At 69.7% G+C, this 17,499-nt stretch carries 14 protein-coding genes and 2 pseudogenes; 4 read left to right on the forward strand and 12 right to left on the reverse strand.

Translation table 11 applies throughout. The features are described 5' to 3' along the window. Positions 1–491 precede the first annotated feature (491 nt). The 4 genes from RM812_RS34060 to RM812_RS34075 form a co-directional block, all read right to left on the reverse strand. Positions 492–1,274, reverse strand: coding sequence for a hypothetical protein (locus RM812_RS34060; protein ID WP_311581938.1), 783 nt, complete (start codon positions 1,272–1,274; stop codon positions 492–494). A gap of 511 nt (positions 1,275–1,785) precedes the next feature. Continuing rightward, positions 1,786–2,616, reverse strand: a complete 831-nt coding sequence (locus tag RM812_RS34065) for a hypothetical protein (RefSeq protein ID WP_311581941.1) — start codon at positions 2,614–2,616, stop codon at positions 1,786–1,788. After that, the gene (locus RM812_RS34070) at positions 2,613–5,093 is read right to left on the reverse strand and encodes a WD40 repeat domain-containing protein (protein WP_311581944.1); all 2,481 of its coding nucleotides are present in this window, start codon (positions 5,091–5,093) and stop codon (positions 2,613–2,615) included. The genes RM812_RS34065 and RM812_RS34070 overlap by 4 nt, the downstream gene beginning before the upstream one ends. Then, the gene (locus tag RM812_RS34075; protein WP_311581946.1) at positions 5,090–7,171 is read right to left on the reverse strand and encodes a hypothetical protein; all 2,082 of its coding nucleotides are present in this window, start codon (positions 7,169–7,171) and stop codon (positions 5,090–5,092) included. Before RM812_RS34075 ends, RM812_RS34070 begins: the two co-directional genes overlap by 4 nt. Before the next feature lie 652 nt (positions 7,172–7,823). On the opposite strand from RM812_RS34075, the pseudogene RM812_RS34080 reads away from it, so the two are divergent. The 4 genes and pseudogenes from RM812_RS34080 to RM812_RS34095 all read left to right on the forward strand — a co-directional run bounded on the left by RM812_RS34080 (position 7,824) and on the right by RM812_RS34095 (position 9,957). Next, positions 7,824–8,179 (forward strand): annotated as a pseudogene (locus tag RM812_RS34080) (DUF317 domain-containing protein). Between the two features lie 97 nt (positions 8,180–8,276). Further along, positions 8,277–8,567 (forward strand): hypothetical protein, encoded by a 291-nt coding sequence (locus RM812_RS34085; RefSeq protein WP_311581949.1) that lies wholly within the window; start codon positions 8,277–8,279, stop codon positions 8,565–8,567. A gap of 11 nt (positions 8,568–8,578) precedes the next feature. After that, a complete protein-coding gene (locus RM812_RS34090; RefSeq protein ID WP_311581952.1) occupies positions 8,579–9,400 on the forward strand; it encodes a DUF317 domain-containing protein in 822 nt (273 codons plus the stop codon). A 134-nt stretch (positions 9,401–9,534) separates the two neighbouring features. After that, on the forward strand, positions 9,535–9,957 hold the full coding sequence (locus RM812_RS34095; protein WP_311581955.1) for a hypothetical protein: 423 nt from the start codon (positions 9,535–9,537) through the stop codon (positions 9,955–9,957). A gap of 57 nt (positions 9,958–10,014) precedes the next feature. On the opposite strand, the gene RM812_RS34100 is transcribed toward RM812_RS34095, so the two are convergent. The 8 genes and pseudogenes from RM812_RS34100 to RM812_RS34135 all read right to left on the reverse strand — a co-directional run bounded on the left by RM812_RS34100 (position 10,015) and on the right by RM812_RS34135 (position 17,498). After that, positions 10,015–10,710 carry a hypothetical protein gene (locus tag RM812_RS34100; RefSeq protein ID WP_311581957.1) on the reverse strand — a complete coding sequence of 232 codons (696 nt, stop codon included), beginning with the start codon at positions 10,708–10,710 and terminating at the stop codon, positions 10,015–10,017. 79 nt (positions 10,711–10,789) lie between these two features. Continuing rightward, positions 10,790–11,237: pseudogene (locus tag RM812_RS34105) on the reverse strand (hypothetical protein). Positions 11,238–11,468: 231 nt separating this feature from the next. Further along, the gene (locus RM812_RS34110; RefSeq protein ID WP_311581960.1) at positions 11,469–13,202 is read right to left on the reverse strand and encodes a relaxase/mobilization nuclease domain-containing protein; all 1,734 of its coding nucleotides are present in this window, start codon (positions 13,200–13,202) and stop codon (positions 11,469–11,471) included. A gap of 15 nt (positions 13,203–13,217) precedes the next feature. After that, positions 13,218–13,829, reverse strand: coding sequence for a MobC family plasmid mobilization relaxosome protein (locus RM812_RS43135; RefSeq protein WP_394816557.1), 612 nt, complete (start codon positions 13,827–13,829; stop codon positions 13,218–13,220). Between the two features lie 316 nt (positions 13,830–14,145). Then, positions 14,146–14,337, reverse strand: a complete 192-nt coding sequence (locus RM812_RS34120) for a hypothetical protein (RefSeq protein WP_007491133.1) — start codon at positions 14,335–14,337, stop codon at positions 14,146–14,148. Next, positions 14,334–15,986 carry a hypothetical protein gene (locus RM812_RS34125; protein WP_311581973.1) on the reverse strand — a complete coding sequence of 551 codons (1,653 nt, stop codon included), beginning with the start codon at positions 15,984–15,986 and terminating at the stop codon, positions 14,334–14,336. Before RM812_RS34125 ends, RM812_RS34120 begins: the two co-directional genes overlap by 4 nt. Further along, positions 15,983–16,624, reverse strand: coding sequence for a WhiB family transcriptional regulator (locus tag RM812_RS34130; protein ID WP_311581977.1), 642 nt, complete (start codon positions 16,622–16,624; stop codon positions 15,983–15,985). Before RM812_RS34130 ends, RM812_RS34125 begins: the two co-directional genes overlap by 4 nt. Before the next feature lie 160 nt (positions 16,625–16,784). Next, the gene (locus RM812_RS34135) at positions 16,785–17,498 is read right to left on the reverse strand and encodes a zinc finger domain-containing protein (RefSeq protein WP_311581980.1); all 714 of its coding nucleotides are present in this window, start codon (positions 17,496–17,498) and stop codon (positions 16,785–16,787) included. Position 17,499: the final 1 nt, after the last annotated feature.

Below are 17,499 nucleotides of genomic sequence, written 5' to 3' on the forward strand. Positions count from 1 at the left end.
CACGTAGAAAGTGCCCTCCGCCTGGACCGACAGAACCCCTCAGCAAGGTTCATCGTCCCAGGTCAGGAAGGCACTTTCGCGTTTCCGCCCCAAAGTCAGGCGTACCCAAGTGAAACGGCGAGGTTAACGCCAGGATCGCCCAGGGGTGGGAGAGCCTGGGCTTCCGGCCCTACCGAGACAACGTCTATCTTCTGTCTCCCGCCTCGCAGGACCTTGAGGAGCAGCGCGGTGCACTTCGCCAGCATCTTGCCGATCTTGGTGGGTCCTGGCGGACCGATGCTTCGTGATCAGTCTCGCCAGCGCGTGAGGCGAGCTCCCCAGGAAGCCTGTGAAGCCCGGAGGCGGCTCGGTGGCCCGTGTGATGCAGCGCATCGTGCCCTGTGGTTTCGCCCGAGTCTCGCGCCGTGTCCCGGCCTGCCAGTCTCAGGGTCGTGTGGAATCCTCGGACGGGCGCTCGCCTGAGCGATCTACCCGCGCCCCGGCGGCCAGGCTCAAGTGCTGCCATCGAGATGCGAGCGAGCTGCTTGAACGAAGTCCGTTCGCACTTCGTGGAAACGCTGCCACCGCCCGTGGGGGTAGCGCTCCACAGCCTCGCATAGCGACAGCTGGTGTGCGTACGTGAAAACGAGGGCCGTGGTGTCAGAGGCAGATAGCAAGTCCAAGGCGAGGATCTGGAGGCCGAGGCGCTGTACGTACTCCGTGCTCCCCGGATCGTCGGATTCCGTTCCCCGCAGCTCGCGTAGAGAACTGAGAACCGCCGCGATCGGCCGATGCTGATCGGAGGGAACTTCGCGCTGCTCACGCTGCCCGGCTTCTTCGAGTACTCCCATCGCTCGTGCGGCGGTGAGTGCCTGCTCCAGCTCGAAGACCGTCTGGACCATGACGCCCTGCACGGCGTAGCCCTTAGAGACGATCTGCTCAGGTCCTTCGAGCTCGATCTTGCGATATGCGTCGGTTGCGCCCACAGACCGAGAATGAGCCGCTTCGAGTCCCAGCTCGGCCTCCGGCAAATCTTCGTCAGCGAGATGTCCTGCTACCTCTTCGGCAGCCAGCCTGAACTCATCCACGGCGCCGAGATATTCGACCCAGACGTCGCGCCTTACGGTCCGACGCCACTGTGCATTTTGGTCTCGTCCCTGCGCCTTGACCGCTTCGATGGCTGCGTTCGCCTGCTCCTGCATGCCGCGTGCCTGCCAGCGGGCCCCAAACAGGCCAAGCGCCACACCTGCCACCGCGATCAGCGCCGCGAGTACGGCTGCTGCCCCCTGATCCATACCGGCATTGTTTCACGCCGAAGATCACGCCAAAGGGGAACCCGGCTACGCCGGCTGGTGGCTGCGCATGTGACGGGGGAGCCAGCCAGTCTCACGACTGCGGCCAACTGGCGACTGAGTGGCCATGGTTCGTGAAATCCGACCACGGGTGCGGCCTGAGATCCCACAGAATGTGTAGGGTCTCGCGGCTCATGCCATGGGACTGCTCGCTGACCTGGCGCTCTGCTAGTCGTCTCACCTGTGGCATGGAAGTTGCGTCTCACGAGGGCGGCCATTTCCTGAGTGCAGACGGCAGCATACTCCGGCGGTGACCTTGGACTCGAGTCAAGCGACCCTATGTCAGCCGACGCCTGCGGAGGCTGTGGTGTAGTCAACCCCGGTGACTACGTCCTTACGCCGATACGGCAGGGTGCCGATCATCGCTCGGCGCCCTGCCCAACGGATCCGGGCGCCCGGGCTGCTGGCCCGCTCCGATGGCCGACCACCGGTACGACCCGTCCGCGAGAAGGCGTTACCCGAGGAACGGAGCGAGTGCCTTGGCTGTGGCGGAGCATTTGAGGTAGGAGGCGGCCTTGTGGAAGCTGAAGGCGCCGATGCCAGTTGAGACGTTCGAGTCGACGTCGTCGAAGTGGTTGGTGAGGGGTTGGGGGATGGCGACCAGGTCTCCGGGGTCGGCGATGTTGATCCAGTGGCCCACCGTCTGTGGCCGTACTCCCTTACCCGACCTGGGGGTGTGCTGGAGGTGCGGGAAGACGATGTCTGGCATGGCCAGCGGCGACCCGATGGTGAGCAGCACATCGACTTTGTGGGCGTGCCGCCAGAGCGTGTCGTAGGCGACGACCGATCCCAGTGAGTGGGCGATCAGAATCGTGGGGGACTCCTTGGCGATGGCGTCCGCCAGCCGCTGTTGCACCGCCTGTCGCGCGGGGGAGTGGAGGTAGCCGACGAGCTCGGGGAAGTAGGACGCCACGAACCTGCGGACGAGCTTGCTGTCCAGCCCCTTGCGATGGGCGACGGCATCCGCGACCCAGCGGACGGGCGTCAGGACCCGGCCCTGCGCCTGGTCCAGATCGAGGCCGTGCAATTCGCCCCATCGGCGCGCGGCGTCAGCGGCCTGGGGTGACAGGTGGTCGACGTCGTCAGCGGCACTCTGCGCGGCGGGACCGGTGGGACGCAACAGGTCCGCGTAGTACACCAGGCGCATGTCCGCGGCATCCACGGGAACGGGCAGCTCCCGGTTGAGGGCCCGGTGCCAGACCGCACCGAGGCGGGAGGCCGCCGCTTCGGGTGTGCGCGCCGGGTCGTACTGATTGACGCCGTGGATGGCGAGAATGCGGGTCATCGGCTTCCTTCTGCTCGGTGTTCCGGCGGGGTCGGCTGGTTTGACGGGGCGAACACGGAGACCTCCCGCCCGTAGCCGATGGCGAGGACCCCGTCGGCATGGGCGACGGTCTGGACGTAGTCCGGGAGGTCGATGCGGTGGAGCGGGGTTCCGGTCGAGGTCTCCCAGATGCGGACGGTGCCGTCGGAGCTGCCCGAGACCAGGGCGTCCACATGACCGACCCGGGAGAAGGCGAGTGAGCGCACGGGGCCGGTGTGGCCCGGCAAAGTGCGCAGTACCGTGCCGTCATCCAGGCGGCGCAGCGTGATACGGCCGCTGTCGTCGCCTGCGGCGGTGACCGGCTCACCGGCGACCGAGCCGATCGCCACCGCCTTGACCGGTGTCTCATAGCGGTGGCTGTGCAACTGGCGCCCGTCGCGCAGGAGCAGTGTGCGGCAGGTGCCGTCGTATGCTCCGCAGAGGAGCACCGTTCCGCGTGCGGTCGCGGCGACGGCCAGTGCGGACACTCCGGCATCTCGGCCACGCCCGGGCGGGGCGAGCAGTCGCGGTTCCTCACCGGTGCCCGGGTACCAGACGGCCAGCGCACCGTCGTTCCTGCCTGCAACCACCTGGAACCCGAGCTTGTCTCTGGCGAGGATCGCCAGCGCGGTGACTGCGCTGGGGCCGCGGCCCGTGCTCTCCCTCGGCTCCGGCGTGCCGTACTCCCACAGGTGCAACCGGCCCTGCTCGCCGCCTGCGGCGATCCAGGTGAACCGGCTGTCCGTGAGGACGTCGGCGGCCTGGAGGGGCTGCCCGTCCGGATCCGTGAACTCCCGTACGTTCTCACCGGTGTCCGCGTCGAGCACCCGGATGGAGGCGTCGCGGCAGGAGGTGACGGCGTACAGCCGGCCGTCGATGCGGTGGAGGCCGAGGGTGCGGACCCAGTTCGGATGTTCGCCGGGGAGCCGGGCTGGCCGGCGGTTGCGCAGGTCCCAGGTACGCACGGTCCGGTCCTTCGATACGGTCACCGCCACCGGACGGGTACCGGACAGGGCAGGCGCGACGCGGGTGACCCCACTGGTGTGGCCGGCGAGGACGTCCCGCAGTTCGCCCGTCTCCGCATCCCAGGAACGAACCGTGTCGTCTTCCGAGGCGGTCAGTAACACGCGGCGGCCGTTCACGATCGTGGTCACGAGATCCGTGACGGAGCCGGCGTGTGCGCGCTCCTCGCGCAGCAGCCCGCCGGAGCCGAGGTCCCAGGTGCGCAGCATGCCGTCGCGGTGGCCCGCGACAGCCCGCCAGCCATGCGCCGACGGGTGGATTTCGATGGAGTCGACCTCGTTGCGCACCCCTCGGGGCCGCCGGCCCTCGGTGACGGCCGGGTGGAGCAGGGAATGGACGAGCAGGCCGCTGTGTGCGTGGAAGGCCGTACAGGCTCCGCTCTCGTGACCGACGACGGCCACGGTCTGGCCCTCGATGTCACGGGCGGCGAGGGCGGTGATCCGGTCCGCCGTGTCGCCGCTGCGGCGCAGCACGTTCCGGTACCGGAGCTCGCCGCCGGGCAGGGCGAAAGCGCTGACGTAGCTGCCCTCGGTGACGGCCAGCGCGAAGCGGCTGCTCCCTTCGCGGCAGACGGCCACGAACCGCACCCGCTGTCCTGCGGCCCGCACCGGCCGGGGAGGTTCCGATTCTGCACGCAGGTCGGCCACGTACGGGAAGGTCTCGGTGGCCAAGGCGATCAGACCGGAGTCATCGAGGGCGAGCTGCCTGACGGGAGATCCCACGGACACCGAGCCCAGCGGATGGCCGGTCGACAGATCCCACCGGGTGATCCGGTCGCTGCCGGTCACCAGGACCGGCCGGCCGTCGAGAAGAGTGGAGGCGAGGCTGGTGACCGGCGAGCCATGAAGCAGTACGTGCCGGGTCCGGCCGGTGGTGAGGTCCCAGATCCGAGCCGTACGGTCTTTGCTCCCCGTTGCCGCCACCAGGCCACCGGCGACCTCGGTCACGGTCAGTGCGGTGATGGCCTCGGCGTGGCCGGTCATGGTGGCGCCTGCCGACGGGGAGACGTTGGTGGCGCTCGACCACACGCAGTGCCACGGAAGCACGCGGCCGCCTGGCAGACGTTCCATGCTCGCTGCCAGGTCCCGGTGGCCGAGACGCAGGGCGTCGAGGGCAAGGATCTGACGTCGCGCTCCCGGGTCCACCCGTTGATGCCAACTGACGGAGGCGCAGTACACGTCGAGCAGCTGCTGGATGAAACCCCCGTACACGTCCCGGAAGGGGGAGAGTGCCGATGTGACGGACCTCGGGTCCGCGTTCACGAGGTACTCGCCGTCGGAGAAGAGTTCGCCGAGCAGGTCGCCACCCACCCGGGCCGCGTGCTCGGCGGCATGCCGTCGCAGGTAGGGATCGGCGAGGTCCCAGCGCCGGCCGGCGCCCGAGCGCGGCAGGCTGGACAGCAGGCGTCGGAAGACTGCCTCCTCGTCCCGGCTCATGACGCCGTCACCGGGCCTGCACCCGATCCTCCTTCAGGCCCGTTGGCTAGCGACCCGGCCGACGGGCCGGACCCGACGCGCGGGTGCCGATGCAGATGGTCCACCAGCTCCTGGTGGAAGAGCCGGTAGAGCGTCGTCCCGTACGTCGGGTCGACGTCGTGCCGGAGGTAGAACGCCACGTGGTCCAGCGCCGAACGCACGTCGGCACGGGTCGGCCGTGCCTTCCGGGGGTGGAATTCGGGCGCTACATCGGCGATTGCATCGGCGGGCATTCCACTGCCCGCACTGAAGGCCAGGGCCGCGAGAACCGGGCGTGCCCACGGATGGGTACGCTCCTCGCTCAGCTGTGTCTCCAACAGGGCGGCGAAGGTCAGGGGCAGACCGCTGAGCGCGCGCTCGAGCTCCTCTTCGGTCATCGGGGCTGCAGCCTCGAGGAACCGGGCAGACAGCTGGGCCATGAGGAACTCTCCCCCTTCGGCGTGGCTCTCGATGCGTTCGGCCGCGCCCGTCGCGACCATGCCCCGCTCCTTACCGCGGGTGAAGTAGGTGTCCGTATCGCTGAGCATCTCGTCGATGTAATGGGTCAGGGCGTCCCTGAGCCCGGCCCGGTCGACGGCGTCCAGATCGACCAGCGACTGGCGGGCGTCGCCAGCAGCCTCGGCCAACTGGGGAAGCTTGTCCCAATAGGGGCGCACACCCACCAGGAGCTGGCATGCCCGCCGTCGGCCGCCGCCCCGGTCCTCCCGGTTCGCGAGTGGCAGCAGCAGCTCCACACTGATCTGGACGCTCTCGGTGGCTTCGTCCAGGGCATCCACCACGATCAGAGGTTCCTCCGCCAGCCCGGCTACCGCGTCCACCAGTTTCTGAGCGGTCCAACCTTCCGGCGGCAGCGGAAGGTCGAGCTGGGCGGCGACCGCCTCGACAACCTGACTCAGGACCATGCCCCGCGCGTGCACCGCGGCCACTCGGGAGCGGGGATCGGGACGGAGCTTCTTCGGGATGCTCCGCATGACCAGCCTGAGTCCTTTGGCCAGCTGCGGGTGGGTACAGCAGACCACGACGCCCAGCAGCGCGGACTTGCCGACCCCAGGGCTCCCCGTGACGACGCACAGCGTCGCACCTTCCTCCGCGCCATTCTCAAGCCAGGCGCGGATCCGTTCCAACTCCGCCTCACGACCGGAGAAGTGGCAGGTCGGCTGAGCCTGCTGCGCCGTATCGCGCCCGGACGCGCGTGACATGTAGTGATCCACATCGAGCGAGGGATGCACACCACTGCCGACGACGAACTCCTGCAGGGCCCAGTAGTTATTCAGCCCCAGGACCTCTGCGGGGTCCTCGCGGAACCACGGGTTGGGCAGGAACTGGGTCACGGGTGCGTGCAGGTCGCTGGAGACGACCTCCTGTACCGGTTCGTCCGCGTCCGTGCACAGCTTGCTCACCCTTTTGTGGACCGCGTCCTTGAACCAGGTGAGACGAACGAAGCGCTCGCTCGGGTGGATCTCGCTGTGGCCCTGAGCCAGACCTTTGAGGACGTCGCTGACCGCCTGGGAGAAGCGTCCGCCTCGTGCCTGCTTGTCGGACGGGCAGGCCGCGATGACGAACGCACGGCGGTCCGGGAAGGTGACGTCTGTCGTCGGATCGATGCCTGCCCCGCTGTGGCAGACGTCGAGCAGCAGCAGGATGCGCCCGGAGCACCGGTCCGCGTCGGTGAGGAACCGTGTGATCCCGAAAACTGTCTGGACGACGTCCCGGTGGTCCGAAGGCAGGGAGTCCTTGGCGACGATGCACAGCTCCTGCGCTCTCCGCAGGATGAAGCCGTGGCTGAGGACATGGACGATCGCGTCCCCGCCCTCCCTGATCTCGCTCAGCAACCGGTCCATGCGACGGGCGACCGTCGAGTGATCCGGGTTGTGCAGGTGGTCCGGAGGTCCGGCCAGCACTCCCGACAAGCGCTGGGCAACGAGCACACCAAGGTCCTCGGCGAAATCGAGATCTGGCCAGGCCGATCGTCCCGGCGGGTCTTCCGGATCCTCGCCCTCGCCATCGTCGTCCGCGTGCGCAAGCCGGAACTTGGACATCGAAAGGACTACGGCGAGGTCGTCGGCCTTCCCCGTCCCCAGTAAGTCGCCCCCAGCCACGCTTCACACCTTTGCTGCCTCGCCCGTGATCGCCGCAGAACAGGCTAGGAGACGGAGTGACTGCCGGGATGGGATTTCGAAAACCTTCCCTTCGACCGGGCCGGCTTGTTCGCAGCTGAGGATCATTTCCTTGGGGCGGAGACCGGATAGGACCCGGCGGGGCGCAGCGGGACGCGGTTCTTGAGGAATGCGAGTCTGACGGTCGAGACGCTTGTTCCTTCGTGGTCGGCGATGTCCTGGAGCGAGAGGTGGTCCTGTTCGTACCAGGTGCGCCACTGCTCCAGGCGGGTGGCGGTGTGCCAGGCAGAGGGGCCGGACTGCCGAGAGGCTGTCCAGACGGGGGCTGCACTACTTCACTTTCACCCAAAAGAGCGAGCAGAGTGGGCTGGGAAGTCTCAGATCCGTGGACAGTCGGCCACGGGTTGGCCAACGGCCGCGAGACTTGGCCACGCCGTCTGAGATCCCACAGAATGACTCGGAACGGCAGTTCGCCGGGGGCAGACAGGAAAGAGCACGGAAAGACTGGCCAAGGTGTGTGAGGGCATGTCAACGTAGACGACCTTGCAAGTAACCCCAGGTCAGGTGATTGCCTGTGACCGTGGCTCCCCTGGGCCCTGGTTTCTCCACCACCGTCGAAGCCCTGCGGCTGCGCGAGTGGCAGCTCGGCCCCGGCCAGCCCACGCTCGTCACGGAACAGTTCTCTGCGGAAGACTTCCACCTCATCGTGGACGACCGCGCGGACGTGCACGTCAGCTCGAAGGACGGCCGTTTCTAAATCTCGGTTGGTTCCCGAACGGCCGCCCCGGCACCGACGGCGTGGGATGGACAATCGCCGTCACAGGCACGGCGAAGGTGCGCGGCTACCAGCTGTCGTTCGACACCGAGACGCCGGCTGACATCGTCGCCGCCGTCGTGGCGCGCGTGCTGGAGACCTCGCGCCGCGTATGACGGTGCAGGCCCCCGGCCATACCATCCGGCGGTCGGCCTACTGCTGGCCCCCAGCCCGTTCTTCGCTCCCGTTCCCCCTCGCACTAGGAGGCTGCTCGTGCCGTCCTCGGAGATGACCGTCGGTGATCTCATCGATCTGCTGTCCGCCTGCGACCGGAGTGCTCCGGTCCGCCAGGCCATGAATCCCTTCTTCCCGATGGCACACCGCCTGGCGCAGGTCGTGCAGTCCGTGGACGAGACCGGCCGGACCGTCGTCTATCTCGCCGAAGGACCCGACCCGGACGCACAACTCGGCACCCTCCCGCCCGAGGTCGCCATCGCCCTGACGTGGCAGGGCCCCGTCCAGGCACCCCCGCGTCGCCCCCGCCGCCGTGCCGGCGGCAACTAGACCCACAGCCTTTGGAGGCGCCCCTGTACCCCAACGTTCCGCCCGATCCGTCCGCCTCGCACGGCGGCCCACCCGCGTTCTGGGTCGGCCCCCGGCACCTGGCCGGTGACGATGGACGCCTCTACGACGTCGTCGCCGACGCCCTCGCCGGCCTGGGCTGGACTAGCCTGACGATCGTCCGCGGACGGCACGAGCCGGACGAGGCAGCGGAGGACCGCCAGGTCCTGCGCAGCACCGTCCTGCACATCAGCCCCGACGCCTTGCGCTGGGCCCAGTGGGGCCTGGCGGACGAACCGTTCCACCTGGGCGAGCTGCCGATCGCCTGGCAGATCTCCGCCCGAGCCGAGGCGAGCAGCCCGCTCGCCCAGTGGTCGGCCTACTTCACCCGTGACGTCCCCGGCGAGGCGGTGGTCGACTTCCTCGTCGCGCTCGACGCAAGCAACCAGCCTGCCGTGCCGCTCGCCGGATCCGAGCTGGTCCTTGACGCTGTCGCCGCCCACGGATGGTTCCGCGACATCGACCAACCCCAGGCAGCGGCGACGGACCCGACGTTCACCTCGCACATCAGCCTCGGCGAGGTCCCGCCCCTCATCCAGGACGCCGACCCGCGGGCCCTGTCCGCCGAGGACGACGAGACGGGGCCGGCCGGATGGCAGGCGTGGGCCGAGCCCGCGCTCGGCGCACCGTGTCTGTGGGCGGCATCGTTCGCCGCCAGCGTCCCACACGATCTCGTCGCCGCCTTCGCCGCCTCCCTCAGCTCGACCGCACCAGTCCTGCGGCGGGTCCTGCCCGAGGCCACCCAGGAGCGCCTCTTGCGCGCGCCGGCCATCTGACGTCCCGCGCACAACTCTCAACGATCGCAGTCCGGCACCCTCCCAGTTGGGGGTGCCGGACCTTCTTGCTTCTTGGGTGAAGTGGCCGTTCGATCTTCGATGCCCAGGAAGAATTGCCGCCCGTTGATGGAACGATGCAGGATGCGGCAACGTACCCCAGCCCCGGCGCCTTTATGGTCATCGCTCTCATCGTCGCCGTGACGATCGCGTTGACGGTCCGTTCACGCCGCAAGCGCACGGCTGCCCTCGCGGCGCAGTGGCAGGCATTTCAGCAGCACCGAAGCTCCGGGCAGGGGCAACTCCTCCAGGTGACGCGGGTCTACCAGCACGGCCGCCGTGGCAGTAAAGCTGTCGTGACCTGGTGCGACACCGGGCGGCAGCAGGACGCCTGGTTCTGGAACTGGCACGTTCCCACAGGCGCGTACTTGCTCGTGAACGCCTCCAGCGGCTACGGGCCGCACAGTCATAACCCGAACGTGCTCTACGTCCAGCCCAGCCAGGTCCGGGCCTGGGTACCAGGCCAAGCCGCTCGCGCCGCTCAACGCGTCAGCCAGTAACGCACTGCTGCCCCCGACCTACGGTGGTCGGAGGAGGCAGCGTGACGTACGCGCAGGTCAGCTCGTTGCCGTGGCCTTGGCGAGGGCCTTGTCGAGGTGGCGGTCAACGAGGGCCGGGGAGCCGGAGACGACCAGCAGCAGGTTGCCGTCGCGGATCGCGGTCTGCTTGACCACGGTGCTCCGTCCCCCGGTGATGAACGTCAGGAGCTGGCTCCACCGCTCGTCACCGCCGGCGTGGGGCGCGGGCAGCTTCTGCGAGGCCACGTCGACCGGGGTTCCGCCCGCGACGACCTGATAGGCCGGGCAGCCGGTCATGGCGTCGAAGATCCGGGCTATGCCGTCGGAGAGCTTCTTCGCGCTGTCGCTGTACAGCTCCTCGGAGATTTCCGAGGAGCTGCCGCCGTAGGTGAAGTCCGCTTTCGCCTTGTGGGGGAAAGCGAGCGTGCCGCCAGCCGCCGCGTCGCCGCCCAGCTCACTCAGGGCCGGGCAGCCGATGACGGTGACGTCGTCGTGCTGGGCCGCACGCTCCGGCTTGGGAAGGTAGCCGCTGCCGAGGTCCCTCTCATCGAGCAGGCGGGACTCGAGCGCGGCCGAGGAGAGCGCGGTCGGTTCCTGGATGGCGTCGGTCGGCTTCCCCGGTCGGGAGGAGGAGGTTTGGTGCTTGGACCCGGTGGTGTCGGTGGAGCAGGCTGGCAGGGCGAGGAGGGCGGCGGCGGTGATGCCGAGGGCGGTGGTGGCGACGCGAACGCGCATGACGGAACTGACCCCTTGGTGCTAGGCGACGGGTGGTCAGTGCGGGCCCGAGGGCCCGGCGGGGTCGTAGGAGTGGTGGTCAGTGCCCGAGGTGGCGCAGGCAGTCCTCGAACGTGGCGTGCGTCGCGTCCGCCGGCCCGGAGTGCCGGTTATACCAGGCGGTGTCGATGCGGGTCTCCAGCTGCTGGTGTCCGGCCCTGCAGCGCAGCCAAATCTCACCGCGGGTGGAGAGGATGAGCCAGTCCCGGTATGCGCCGCACTCGGTGCAGGCGGCCATCTCACCGTCGAGGACGAGGGGCTGCTTCCACGGCATCATCTTGCCTTCGACCTGGTCGTGGCTCGGCACCCGCAGTCCCGGCGGGAGGAAGTCGTCCACGACGGCGGCGGCCGGCTCGACCGGTTGCGGCTCAGGCGCCGGCACTCCGATGCCGGGCGGGACCTGGGCCCTGCAGTTGCGCGTACAGCTCGGCGAACTGCCTCTGAGCTTCGCTCGGCTCCTTGGCCTTGCGGCGTATCCGGTGAAACACCCTGGCGTCCTCCTCTACCTCGTCACCTCGTCCTGCGCGCTTCATGATCGTGTCCCACGCCCGTGATGGTTTCAATTCACAAAGTCCACAGTTCCTCTGGCCAGGCCAGCAGGGGTACTCGGCCTCTAGGCTGCCTGGATGGCGAGTGGGCCACGATGCGCGTTTCGGTATGGCGCGGTTGCGTTGCCACGGCGGTGATGCGGTGAGACTGCGTGGCGGCCTCTGGTGGGCTTACCGGGTCTGGCGCGATGTCTCCTCGCCGCTGCGCCGCTTGGCGGGCGAGGAGGGCTTGGTGGTTGTCCCTCGCGTCGCGGACCGGTTCTCCGCGGTGCTGGTCTCGGGAAGGTGGGAGGCATCGGCGGGCAGGTCGGCTGTCCGCCGCATCCGCCACACGAGCACGTCGCTGACGGAGTCCGCGGTGCCCAGTTCGCGCCGAGCGGCAACGTCGGACAGGAGAGCGGCCGGGTCGTGCCCGGCGGCTTCGGCTTCCGCAATGGTTGCAGCCAGGGCGTACCAGCCGGGTTCGGAGAGGATCTGCTCGGCCAGCTCCGGCAGAGCCTCGCGCAGCAGCACCGTCTGCCGCTGGAGCATCGGCCGGCTCAGACGCCGACCACGCTGGTAGAGCACACCGAGCGGCTGGGCCGAGGCGGCTCGATAGGCGGCGCGCAGGTGCTCGGCGGCTCGGGCGGCGGCCTCTGCCTGCTGGGCGTGCCCCTTCCTGACGTGCCAGTGCGCGGCGGCGGTGATCAGGAAGAACAGCATGTCGATCGCCATCGCCGTGGTGGCTCCGTCCTCACCGCGGCCGAGGGCCGGACCGCCCTGGACGAGGTCGCGGGCGGCTTGCCGCAGGGCTTGGTCATGCCCGCGTACGGCGCGGACGTGAGAGCGCGAGGCCCGTTCGAAAGCCGTTGCTGCGTCGTGCAGTTCGCGGCGGGTGTGGGCAGCGGACGTCTTCGCGAGGGCGTCCAGGACCTCGCTGGCCGCTGCGATGTGGGCGGCGGCGACCCCGTCCTCGCCGTGCTCGACGACGAGCACGGCCTGCCACACGGCCGATGCCGTCTCGCGGCGCGCGGAGGCCGGACTGCCCGGCCCCGAATGAATCGGATTCTCCCGCCGGGCATCCGGGGCGTCACCGGCCCAGCGCTCGCGGATGCGGGGCAACGACAGGTCGGGAGCCAGGCGCGCGCCGGGATAGAACACCGGCTCACCGTCTTTATTCAGGTCGTCAGGCAGAGCGACCTTGTATCCGAGCAGGTCGCCGGAGGGCGCGACACGCTTGCGGATGAGAAGGCCGGCGGCGGCGAGCCGGTTGAAGAACTCCTCGTCGCTCCTCGCACCGGCCACCGCGCGCCGTACGGTTTCGCGCAGTTCCTCACGGGCGGTGCGCTCACGGCCCTGCCGTGCTGCCTTGTGGCGTTCGGCGCTGGTGGGCCGCTTCGCTGCGGTGCCGTCGCCGGGCTTGAGGCGCCGCAGGCCCAGCTCCACTTCGAGCGCCCGGGCCTGGGCCTGTACACGGTTGGCGTCGTTGTCGAGGTCAGGTTTGTACCCATCTTCGCGGACGAGGGTGGCGACGATATGGATGTGGTCGTCGGCGTGACGCACGGCAGCCCACCGGCAGCCCGCTCCTTCCTCCGGGTTGTCGATCCCGGCCGCGGCGACCATACGGCGGGCCACGTCGCCCCATTCCTCATCGGAGAGGATCCGGTCCTCGCTGTCGTTGCGCACGGATAGATGCCACACATGCTTCTTCGGGCGCTGCGAGGGGTCGATGTTCTCGACGGGCTGGTCCAGGAGCTGCTGGAGCTGCTTGAGGGTCGCGGTGGCGTTGCGGCCGGGGTCGGGGGCGTTGTGGTCCCAGGAGGCGACGAGGTGGGGGTCGGTGTGCTCCTCGAACTTGCCCGGTCCGTAGAGGTAGTAGAGGAGGCCGATGGTGCGCTGTCCGCGTTTCTGGATCCTGGGGATCATGGATGTGGTGAGGTCCTAATCCTGGTGGAGGAGCCGGTCGGTGGCGTGCTGGACACGCTGGATCGCGCGGTCGGTGGCCGCGATGACCACGTCGAGTTCGCCCGGGTGCGCTCCGGCGTTGACTGCTCGGGCGATCTGGTTCAAGTTGTTGCCGACGTGGCCGAGGTGCCGACGGGCGGCGAAGAACTCGGCGATCACCTCACGCTCGTCCGCGACGGCACTTGCGGTCCGTTCAAGGTCACGGGCGGCAGAGAGAGCAGCACGGGCGAGGAAACCGGCGAGGGTGAGGCCGGCAGCCTTCGCGCCGGCGGTCACGAGGACGAGTTCGTCATCACTGAAGCGGGTGTTGCGGACGTGCGGACGCTGGCGACGCTGGTACTTGCGGCGGCGTGTACGCGGCTGCTCGCGTGTGTCTGGTGTCCCTTCTGGCTGCGATCCGCCCTCGGTCGCAGCCTCCTCGTCTGGCGTCCCCCGGCGCCGGACGAGCCCCGGTCCCCCAGGGGCGGGGGAGCCCTTGGATACTCCGCTCAAGGCGGAGTATCCAAGGGGATAACTTGCTCGCCCCGAGACCGAGTTGGAGTCGGGATCAGGTTCCGGGGTGGTGCCGTTCTTGGGTGCGTTTGTCATCGGGATTCGGGCCTCGTAGAGCGGGTGCGTTGCTGGATGGTTGCGGCCAGCGCGAGGACATCGGTTGGGCTGGCAAGGACGCGGACAGGTTTGTTGGGACGGTCCTGGACGAGCCACTGCCCGGTCGGCGTGAGGACGACGGCGTGGAGGAGTTGCCGGCGGACGAGGACGTCCGCCCAGGCATCGGCTTCGGCGGTGGTGGGCCCGGAAAGGCGAGGGGGACGAGGAATCATGGCGTACCTCCTAAGTGGGGCGGTGGCCCGGCTTGAGCCGGGCCACCTTTACGGATATGGGCCTTGAGCTGGGGTTTGCCGGTTCAACCGCACTCGGGGCAGCGCCCGACGTGACTGTTGAGCGCGCGGGCCATCCGCTGTTTCGCCGAGGCAGCCTGCTTCGCACTGGACTTCGCCGCCGGCCTGCCCGCATGCCGCTCGGAGTGAGCGAGCATGAATCCGATCTCGCGCTCGTACTCCGCACGGACCGTCTTGAACTGGTGGCAGGTCTTCATCGGGCGGTGCTCCTCGTCGTCGTGATGTCCTCGTTCCGCAGCTCCTGGAGGACCAGGCCAAGTCGGTCGTTACCGACTCCCGTCAGACCCTGGCGGCGGATGATTTCGCGCAGCTGCACCCGAGTGATCGCTCCGTTGCCGTCCCGTTCGAGCAGGGCGGGAACATGGGGGCGCACCTCACGGACAAGCTGGCGCTCAGACTCACCCAGCTCGCGTGCCTGGCGCTCCGTCTGCGGAGAGCGGGACCGGGCACGCCGGTCCTTGTTCTTCGTCCGGGACGTCCTGGCCGGCTTCCGGCGAAGCGGGACCTTGTGACCTCGGTCCTGGGTGGTGTCGGTCCCGGACTGTGGGGCGGTCGGTCCTCGGTCCTGGGTGGTGTCGGTCCCGGACTGTGGGGCGGTCGGTCCTCGGTCCTGGGTGGTGTCGGTCCCGGACTGTGGGGCGGTCGGTCCTCGGTCCTCGGTGGTCTCGGTCCCCGACTTTGCGACGCCCGGCCCCCGATGAGAACCCGGGTCCTGAGCTGCTACTTCTCGCGTGGTGTGGTCGGTCCTCATGGCCGCTGCGTCCCGCGCTGCGGCTTCCGGACCGGCGAGTTCGGTCCCCGGGACCGCACAGTCTTCAGAGGGCTTGGTTCCCGCGCCGATCTTGGCTTCCGGGTCCGCCTCCACGGGGACCGGTCCCCGAGGAGCCCTCGGTCCTTGGTCCCGGACCGGCTCGTCGGGACCGTCGGGACCGGGGACGGGGACCGGCACATTCGATGCCGGCTGTACGGGGACCGTGGCCGCCGATGCGCTGCTGTGCGCCGGGGACCAGGGGGAAGGGAGCGGGACCGTGGCGAGCGCCAGCGCGTGTCGCCGAGCGGCGAGCTGGTCGAGCAGCTGTGCCCGCTGGCGAGGGTCGGTGCCGACCGAAGCTCTGCCGACCGCCTTCGACAGGCGTCGCGTCAGCCGCTGGCCGCGACGGCTCTGTTGCTGCTCGGGTGTGCGCTCGGCGAGGCGGGCGGCGAGGGTGACCGCACGGGCGGTGGCCCGGTCCCGGGTGATCTGCGCGGCATCCCGGTCTCGCGCGGCGATGCCCAGGCGGGACAGCAGCCGCTCGCGTGCCTCCCGGCCCAGGACGGAGATCAGTCCGTTCGAGGCTGCACCCGGGGTGCGCAGGCGCAGTTCGATGCCCATGGCCAGGTGCCACAGCAGCGCCGCCATGACCGGCCCGACGAAGGCGCGGACCGTGCCTCCGACGGGGCCGCTCTCGGCGTAGGCGGGGATCACCTGCACTGTGGTGATCACCCAGACCAGCGTGCCCGGCAGACCGGGAGCGCCTTGGACGGCGAGGTTCTGCCGTGCCATCAGCGCGGTGGCGAACAGCGCGAGCTCGGCCGCGGCGAACATGCCGGCGCGCTCGGCGGTACCGGCCATGTCGAGGTAGTCGGCCGCGAAGCGCCAGCTGGTGTCGGCGCTGTAGGCGGTGCAGCCCAGGGCGGCGACGGCGGCGACCTTGACCGCCGGGCCGCCGAGACGTTTCCGCGGGCGGGTTCCCCGGCGCCGGATCGCCCAGGCGGTCAGCACGAGCGCGAGGGCGGCGGGCACGACGGCGGCGAGGAGGAGAGGGAGGTCCGAGGTAGCACCGAAGGCGAGGACAGGGTGGGTCATGCTGCCTTTCCGAGAGGGGCGTGCGCCGGGGTCGACGCCGCTGGGCGGCCTGTCGGCTGCTGAGTGCCGGGAGTTGCGGGCGCGGGGGTGCCCTTGGGCTTGGAGGTCTTCTTCCGCTTCTTCTTGGAGCGGGGCACGCCGTAGTTGCGGTCCCGGTCGAAGACCTTGTTGGCCGCTTGACGGAGCAGGTCGCGGGCGTGCTTGTGGCTGATCTGCAGGGCGGCGGCGAGCCGGTCGGGCTGCCAGCCGCGGACGTAGGCGTGGTCGATGGCTACCTGCCGCTCGGCTTCCGTCAGGTGCACGTCGCGGCCATGGAAGAAGGCGGTCACGCGCCGGTAGTCCAGGCGCCGGTGCAGGTTGTCGTGCAGCGGGCGCCGCTCGGCTTCGGTGAGCCCGCCCCAGACGCCCTCCTTGAGGACGTTTTCCAGGGCGAAGTCCAGGCACGCGCGGCGTACGGGGCACCAGCCGCACAGCTCCTTCGCCTCCGCGATCTCCTCGTGATCCCGGGGGCCGGGGAAGAACACGGCGTCGGCGTCCTCGACGTCCATGCCGTGGCACGCTCCGCGGACGTGCCAGCTGGTGTCTCCGATGCCGCGCAGGCCGGTGGCCGGCGCGTCGTGGGTGGTGATGTGGCGCAAGGCGAGTCTCCGATGTGCTGCCGCACCGGCCGGCTGGCGCAGTGGCCGGCGGGTGCGGCGTCGGGTGCCGGATGCGGCGCGTGGGCGTGCGCCGCATCCGGTGCGGGACGGTGAGGTTGCGGCGGTGCAGCGGACGGGATGCACGTGCCGGAGGCGCCGGTCAGGCCAGGGCGGGCTGCTGGGCCTGCTCGGTGTTCTGGGCTTGCTGGGCGGCGAGGTCGAGGCGGCCGGGGTGCGGGGTGGCGCGCGGCGTGATGGCGCGTACCCCGTCGTTGGGGCCGATCCGGCGGCGTCGGCATGGCTCGCCGACCGGGGCCAGGCACCACTCGCATCGCACGCTCAGGGCATCGGGCAGCCCCTGCGCGACGGCGGCCTCCCGTGCTGCCCGGGCGGGCCGGAACGGTGCGAGAGCGGCGCGGGCGGCGGGCGGTATGCAGGAGCCGATCTGGTCCAGCCGAGCCTGCAGCCTCGGGTTGATTTCCTCCTGGCTGCTGGTGATGGCCGGGGCATACGCGGGCTGCGCTATGCCGGCGGCGACGGCGTGGCGGGTGCCGACCAGCTCTGCGGTCCAGGCGGCCTGGTCGTCCGGGTCCGCGGACGGTGTGGGGTCCCAGTGGAGGGCCAGGCGGTTGCGCCGGTAGCTCTCCCAGGGGCGGACCACGTCCGCGGGCTGGATCTGGTACGGCGAGGCGCGGTAGTGCTGGCGGGCGGCGACGCGGGCGTCCCAGCCGTGCGGGGTGGCCATCGGCACGTCACCGAGCAGCTCGTGCCACTGAGCGAGCTGATCGCGGGCCTCGCCCTCGTCGGTGCGGATGCTGCGGGGGTCGAGCCTGCCGATGTAGGCCAGCAGGGCGGCGATTTCGCGGCGGTCCACG

It is taken from the genome of Streptomyces lancefieldiae (genome assembly GCF_031845825.1).
Taxonomy (GTDB): Bacteria; Actinomycetota; Actinomycetes; order Streptomycetales; family Streptomycetaceae; genus Streptomyces; species Streptomyces lancefieldiae.

Bases quoted from the DNA above. Each gene is read 5' to 3' on its own strand.
- RM812_RS34070 (WP_311581944.1), bottom strand. From the start codon at position 5,093: ATGAGCCGGGACGAGGAGGCAGTCTTCCGACGCCTGCTGTCCAGCCTG.
- RM812_RS34060 (WP_311581938.1), bottom strand. From the start codon at position 1,274: ATGGATCAGGGGGCAGCAGCCGTACTCGCGGCGCTGATCGCGGTGGCA.
- RM812_RS34125 (WP_311581973.1), bottom strand. From the start codon at position 15,986: ATGACCCACCCTGTCCTCGCCTTCGGTGCTACCTCGGACCTCCCTCTC.
- RM812_RS34100 (WP_311581957.1), bottom strand. From the start codon at position 10,710: ATGCGCGTTCGCGTCGCCACCACCGCCCTCGGCATCACCGCCGCCGCC.
- RM812_RS34095 (WP_311581955.1), top strand. From the start codon at position 9,535: ATGCAGGATGCGGCAACGTACCCCAGCCCCGGCGCCTTTATGGTCATC.
- RM812_RS34065 (WP_311581941.1), bottom strand. From the start codon at position 2,616: ATGACCCGCATTCTCGCCATCCACGGCGTCAATCAGTACGACCCGGCG.
- RM812_RS34110 (WP_311581960.1), bottom strand. From the start codon at position 13,202: ATGATCCCCAGGATCCAGAAACGCGGACAGCGCACCATCGGCCTCCTC.
- RM812_RS34120 (WP_007491133.1), bottom strand. From the start codon at position 14,337: ATGAAGACCTGCCACCAGTTCAAGACGGTCCGTGCGGAGTACGAGCGC.
- RM812_RS43135 (WP_394816557.1), bottom strand. From the start codon at position 13,829: ATGACAAACGCACCCAAGAACGGCACCACCCCGGAACCTGATCCCGAC.
- RM812_RS34075 (WP_311581946.1), bottom strand. From the start codon at position 7,171: ATGTCCAAGTTCCGGCTTGCGCACGCGGACGACGATGGCGAGGGCGAG.